The organism is Paraburkholderia sp., from assembly GCF_035948235.1.
GTDB lineage: Bacteria > Pseudomonadota > Gammaproteobacteria > Burkholderiales > Burkholderiaceae > Paraburkholderia.
Genome location: NZ_DASZJJ010000235.1, coordinates 1 through 5,886, shown reverse-complemented (window position 1 = coordinate 5,886; position 5,886 = coordinate 1). Strand labels below are relative to the sequence as shown.

General features: G+C 63.0%; 7 protein-coding genes. 3 read left to right on the top strand and 4 right to left on the bottom strand.

The window, feature by feature from the left end; translation table 11 throughout:
* The 3 genes from fliD to VG320_RS20490 all read left to right on the top strand — a co-directional run.
* Positions 1-706: flagellar filament capping protein FliD (fliD, locus tag VG320_RS20500; protein WP_327201898.1), on the top strand; the 706-nt coding region annotated here is incomplete at its 5' end.
* A 29-nt stretch (positions 707-735) separates the two neighbouring features.
* Positions 736-1,035 carry a flagellar protein FliT gene (locus tag VG320_RS20495; RefSeq protein ID WP_327201897.1) on the top strand — a complete coding sequence of 100 codons (300 nt, stop codon included), beginning with the start codon at positions 736-738 and terminating at the stop codon, positions 1,033-1,035.
* A 192-nt stretch (positions 1,036-1,227) separates the two neighbouring features.
* Complete coding sequence (locus tag VG320_RS20490; protein ID WP_327201896.1) at positions 1,228-1,635, top strand: tetratricopeptide repeat protein; 408 nt, start codon at positions 1,228-1,230, stop codon at positions 1,633-1,635.
* 378 nt (positions 1,636-2,013) lie between these two features.
* Here the strand turns inward: VG320_RS20490 and waaA are convergent, their stop codons facing one another.
* From waaA to VG320_RS20470, 4 genes are all read right to left on the bottom strand, one after another.
* A complete protein-coding gene (waaA, locus tag VG320_RS20485) occupies positions 2,014-3,318 on the bottom strand; it encodes a lipid IV(A) 3-deoxy-D-manno-octulosonic acid transferase (RefSeq protein WP_327201895.1) in 1,305 nt (434 codons plus the stop codon).
* A gap of 55 nt (positions 3,319-3,373) precedes the next feature.
* The gene (locus VG320_RS20480; protein WP_327201894.1) at positions 3,374-4,258 is read right to left on the bottom strand and encodes a Kdo hydroxylase family protein; all 885 of its coding nucleotides are present in this window, start codon (positions 4,256-4,258) and stop codon (positions 3,374-3,376) included.
* A gap of 303 nt (positions 4,259-4,561) precedes the next feature.
* The gene (waaC, locus tag VG320_RS20475; RefSeq protein ID WP_327201893.1) at positions 4,562-5,563 is read right to left on the bottom strand and encodes a lipopolysaccharide heptosyltransferase I; all 1,002 of its coding nucleotides are present in this window, start codon (positions 5,561-5,563) and stop codon (positions 4,562-4,564) included.
* A gap of 140 nt (positions 5,564-5,703) precedes the next feature.
* Positions 5,704-5,886: hypothetical protein (locus VG320_RS20470; RefSeq protein WP_327201892.1), on the bottom strand; the 183-nt coding region annotated here is incomplete at its 5' end.

Here is a 5,886-nt window from a genome sequence, read left to right as displayed (position 1 = left end):
TTCGATAAATACCGTGACGTCCGCTCTGTCGGGGGTGACGCTAAGCCTCTCGGCGGCATCAATCGACTCGACCGGCAACTCACCCCAGACCCTTACGATTGCGCAGAACACATCCGCGCAATCGAGCGCGATCAATAATTTCGTCACGCTATACAACACACTCGTCACGACGATGGGCACGCTGACGGCATTCAGCTCAACCTCGACGTCGCAAGGTGTGCTGCTCGGCGACTCGACGCTGAACATGATCCAGAACCAGTTGGCGACGATCGTTGCAAACGGGGTAAAGAACGGCAACACGACTACCAGTCTGGCATCGATTGGCGTCACGCTGGGCGCGGACGGCACGCTTTCGATCGACAGCACGGCGCTCAACAACGCGCTGCAGAACAATCAGTCGACGATCGCAACACTGTTCAATTCGACCAATGGCGTTGCCGAGCAGCTGAATACGAACATCACGAACTATCTGTCGACGACTGGCGCGATCGCGACGCGAACGAATGCGATAAACAGCGACCTGACGAATCTGACGACGCAGCAGACCAATCTCACGGATTACCAGACACAGTTGACCAGCATGTACACTGCGCAATTCACAGCGCTCAATACGCTAATGGCGACGATGAACAACAACCAGCAATATCTGACTCAACTCTTTGGTGGTACCAACAGCGCAGGCGCGCTGGCCACCAACAAGAGCTAACGCGATCAAGCAAATAAGGGGCGCGAACTATGGACGCACTGACCCGCATCGAACTGATCTGGCAATTCAGCAAGGCCATCGAGCAGGCCGCAGCCGTCGGCGAGTGGGAACGCGCCGCGCAACTTGCGGATGATCGCTCGCCGCTCTTGATGTCGCTCGGTGCGAGTCAACCACCTTCGGTCATCATGCAGCTCAAGGAGGTTCAGGCGATTGACGCCCGCGTTGCCGAAGCGGCGCAATTGGCCCAACGGGCGCTTGGCGCAGAGTATCAGGCGAGCATGCGCGCCGCGCGCAACGTCAGCCAGTATCACCGCATCGCGCAATTCTGACCGCAGAATAAGCAGCCGTGGAGCTGCTTGTGCTAGGAGCAATAGAAAGTCAGCCTCGCGCGCAGCTGCACCCAACACCCTTTACAGGTCAAATTGCCGCTCAGATTGACTCGATCTCGACGCATCGCTTGCCCGCCATTCCCTCCATAATTTCCACATCTCCGCTCCTGGACACGTTCGCGTGCCAACGTCATGACCGCTTTCACGTCGTTTAACGACACGACCATGCCCCCCCCCGACGCGCAACAGGAAAGGGATATCGATCTCGTGATGCACGCCGGGATCGATCATCATCGAAAACAGCAATATACCGATGCTGCTACGCTATATGGAATCGTCCTTGACTCGGACAGCGATCACCTTGATGCAAACTACCATCTAGGTGTACTGCACATGCAAACAGGCCGTCCCGGCCAAGCAGTGCCGCACTTCGAACGGGTGCTTGGTCATACACCGTATTTTGCTCAGCTCTGGGTCTACTACTTTCACGCGCTGGTTGGCAGCAATCAACTCGAGGCGGCAAAAGCCTCACTCGTTCTCGCGCAGGAGTACGGTGTTCCAGCGGAAGCTGCCGACGCTCTACGCGCGCAACTGTCCTGACCGCACCGATCCCACTACTCTCGTCACAGACGTTCTACGGTTGCAAAAATCTACAGCGCATATTGTCTAAAACAACTTAACGAGAGAGTAGAAATTCGACGGTCGGATCAACCAACTTACGATGCTCATTTTATACACGGTCAATTCGCCGGGAAGCGTCGGTCGATGGAGTAGGTTCCCTGAATCTCAGTTTACGATCTCCCGCTCAAAACTAGCAGGTATCAAACGCGCCATCCAGAATCGCCCTTGAATATCTTCTCGAACAAATCGGGAATCCCGTTACTCTGAGGCGAACGTACAGTTAGTGCCAGCAGCACAGCCCGAGTTCGCGGGCAACGCTACGCGTGCGATGTTAAATGTACGACTGGCCCCGAGAACTTATATGCCTGCGACAAGTGCTTGCACAACGTCCACGGTGCGCGCCGTCGCGCCACGATGACGTGCCGCAAAGGCCGAGGCCGCCGCGCCCATCGTGACGCGGCGCGACTTGTCTTCGAACAACTCGCGCAACGCAACCGCAAGACCCGCGGGATCCTGCACCTGGAGCGCGGCGCCTGCCGCCATTGCATCGGCGGTGGCCTGCGTGAAGTTGAATACGTGCGGGCCGATCAGCACCGGCGTGCCCACCGCGCAGGCCTCGATCAGATTCTGCCCGCCCAGCGGCAGCAGACTTCCGCCGATAAAAGCCAGATCCGCAGCCGCATAGTACGCGCCCATTTCGCCCATCGAATCGCCGAGCAGCACGTTCACATCCTGCGGCAATGCTGGTACGTTCGTCTGCACATCTACCGCATTCGCCGCCGGCGCCCATTGCGAGCGCCGCTCGAGCCTGAAGTTCTTGCGCGCAACCAGCGCGGCAACTTCGTCGAAGCGCTGCGGATGGCGCGGCACGAGAATCAGCAATGCGTCGGGCACCTTCAGCGCGGCGAACGCTTCCAGTACGAGTTCTTCTTCGCCTTCGCGCGTACTCGCCGCGACCCAAACGGGCCGCGTGCCGATCGCGCGGCGCCAGTCGCGTCCGCGTGCGACCAGCGCAGGCGGACTCGCCATGTCGAACTTCAGATTGCCGAGCACCGCCACGTTGCGCGCGCCCAGCGACCCCAGACGTTCCGCATCGGCCGGACTTTGCGCCAGCACGCGCGTAAAGCCGCCAAACACTTCGCGCGCGCCCGCGCCGAACTTCGCCGCGCGCCGGAACGAACGCGCCGACATGCGCGCATTGGTCAGCACCAGCGGCACGTCGGCGTGTTTGCATTCGTCGATGAGCGTGGGCCACACCTCGGTTTCCATCACGAGACCGAGCGAGGGACGCCACGTGCGCAGAAAGCGCCGCACGGCGCCCGGCATGTCGTAAGGCAGATAGCAACGCAGCACGCGATCGCCGAACAGTTGCTCGCCGGTCGCGCGGCCGCCCGGCGTCATGTGCGTGAGCAGGATGCGCGCGTCGGGGCGCGCCGCCAGCAGCGCATCGACGAGCGGCTGCGCCGCGCGCGTTTCGCCCACCGACACCGCATGCACCCAGATCAGCGGCGTGTCGTCCTCGGGCAGACGCCCGGCGCTATGACCGAAGCGCTCGCAGACGTGCTCGCGATAACCGCGCTCGCGCCGCGAGCGGATCATCAGCCGCAGCACCGCGAGCGGCGCGATCAGCCACCAGGCCGCGCGATAAATGGCCCTTAGCATCCGGCCTCCGCCGCTTCACCGCTCGCGCGTGCGTGCATCGTCGCTATTGTCGCTGTCAAACCAGTTCCTTGCCCTTGAGGCGTTGCAGGATGCCAAGCGGCGCCCATTCCGGATGCACCATGTCTTTGGCGGGCAGGAAGAAGGTCTGCTCCATCATGAACTGGCCGGACATGACCGCATGCGAGGTGTGATCGGAGAAGCACACCCAGACCGACCCCGGCGGGAAGTTGATGGTCTGCTGCGGGCACACCTTCTGATACTCGAGATCGGCTTTCATGCCGTCGTGCAGATTGAGCATCAGATGGTCGTACTCGCTGCGCGGCGACTTGGTGATGTGCAGCAGGTTCTGAAGCCACGCCGAGCCCGGCATCTGCGGTTTGATGTTGGGCAGGAAGCGCTTCGCCATGTCCTCGAACGGCTCGCCCACGCGCCACACGCGTGGCGCGCCGTTGGGGTTGACGTTGGTGAACACGCGCAGGATGCGCTCGCCGTAGTTCGGCCGCGACGGGAAGGCGTCCACGTGCAGACGCGAATCGTCCTTGCGCCACGAGGTCTCGCGCGTTTCCACCTGATGCAGGCGCAGACTCGTGGGCGCGACGCGCAGCTTGCCGGTGTACTCGGGAAAGAGACCGTCGACGAGCGTGTGCGCACAGGTCTGGTAACGCGCAATCAGCGCGCGCACGGCCGACTGCTGCACGGTGTCGCCGAGCACGCCATGCAGCGCGCCGCCGTTCGGGTCGAGGCTGATGTTCTTGCGCTTGGGATCGGCGATGGCCGGATCGAGCAGCGCGCGCTCGCCGCCCTCGATCGGGAATTCCAGCTTGGGGAAGTACAACACCTTGCCCTGCTCGACGGCGTCGAGCAGTTGCTCGCGCGGCATCGGCAGGGACTGCCCTTGCCAGTCGGCGGAAGTGATTTCGATGATCTGGGATTCGTTCATGGTCGCCCCTGGAAGCGATGGATCTGGATGCCGGGCGCCGTGGTCCGGTGCGGTCCCGTCTGGGCCGATTCGGCGTCACGTTCGACGGTCGCGGCGCCCGAGGCTCGAGGTGCGCGCCGTAGCCTCCGCTGTTGCGTCCGTTGTTGCGTCATGTCTCGCCTGGTTGAACAGGCCGGGCGCCGCGCGCGCCGACCCTTATACCGCGCGGGCCGCACGGCGCGCCTTGATGCGCCGCAGCCCGTCAGGCTTTTCCGACAAACAAGCTGGAGCACGTTGCCGCACCCCGCGCGCTGTGTGTTCATCTCAAAGCAGGCCGAAGCCCGCGAGCGCGCCCTTGACCTGGGCCAGCGTCGGCGGCTGCCCGGCGGTGCCGAGATTGACGACATTCGGCGACCAGTAGCCGCCGGTGCGCCACGCGGTCGCGAAATTGTACAACTCGACGGTCGGGCGCTTCAGCGCGGCCGCGATGTGCACGAGGCCGGTATCGACGCCCACGGTCGCTGCCGCCCCGTCGATCAGGCCAACCACGGCGGGCAGCGAGAGTTTGGGCGGCACGATGGCCGCTTCGCCGAACTCGCGTGCGAGGCGCTCGCTGGTGGCGCGCTCGGCGTCGCTACCCCACGGCAGCACCAGCGAGGCGCCGCGGCGCACCAGCGCCTGGCCCAGCTCGATCCAGTGCGCGTCGGGCCACTGCTTGTCGGCGCGGGACGTGGCGTGCACGAAAACCACATAAGGCACCGGCAGATTCAGGCCGAGGCCCGCCAGCGCCTGCGCGGCGCGGTAGGTGTCCAGACCGAAATCGATGTCGTCCTGGACGGACGGCGGCGGCAGTTCGAGGGCGCCCGCAACCAGTTGGCGCGTGCGCTCGACCACATGGGTGCGCGGTTCGATGCGAATCGACTTGTCGTAAAAGAAGCGCACGGGCCATTCGTAGCCCGCGCCGTCGGTGCGGTTGCCTAAGCCCACAAGCGGCCCGCGCGCCCAGCTTGCGACCCAGGCGGTCTTGATGAGCCCCTGGCAGTCGATCACGAGGTCGTATTTTTCGGCGGCGAGCGCGCGACGGAACGCGCCGATCTCGCGCCAGTTGGCTGCCGACAGCAAACGCTTGCGCCAGCGGCGCAGCGAGAACGGGATCGCGCGGCGCACGCCGTGCACCAGCTCGACGAGCGACTGGAAGCTTTCCTCGACGAGCCAGTCGATCTGCGCGTCGGGATACCGCCGCCGGATGTCGGCGATGGCGGGCATGTTGTGGACGACGTCGCCAAGCGACGACACGCGCACGATAAGGATCTTTTGCACGCTCAAGGCAAACTCAGGACTGATTCCGGCGACGGGTTAAAAGGTGCGCAATTTTAGCGCGCCTTGGGAAGTTAGGCGAAAAAGCGGGGAGAAAGTGCTGATATCACCGCCAGAACTGCCTTCCCTGCCCTTTCGTGGCGAATCTGTCACAACAGGCGGTGACAACAAGCGGCCGACTCGACAAGGCGCTGCAAACGCCGCGGTGCCGGGCGGTGAAAACCACATGGCGCCGCTTTGACTTTTAATCCGTAGGTCGAGTGTTCGAGTTGACCCTGGCCCAGAAACCCGTTCCATTTGAAACTGGAAAATTCCGGCATGATGTTGACACC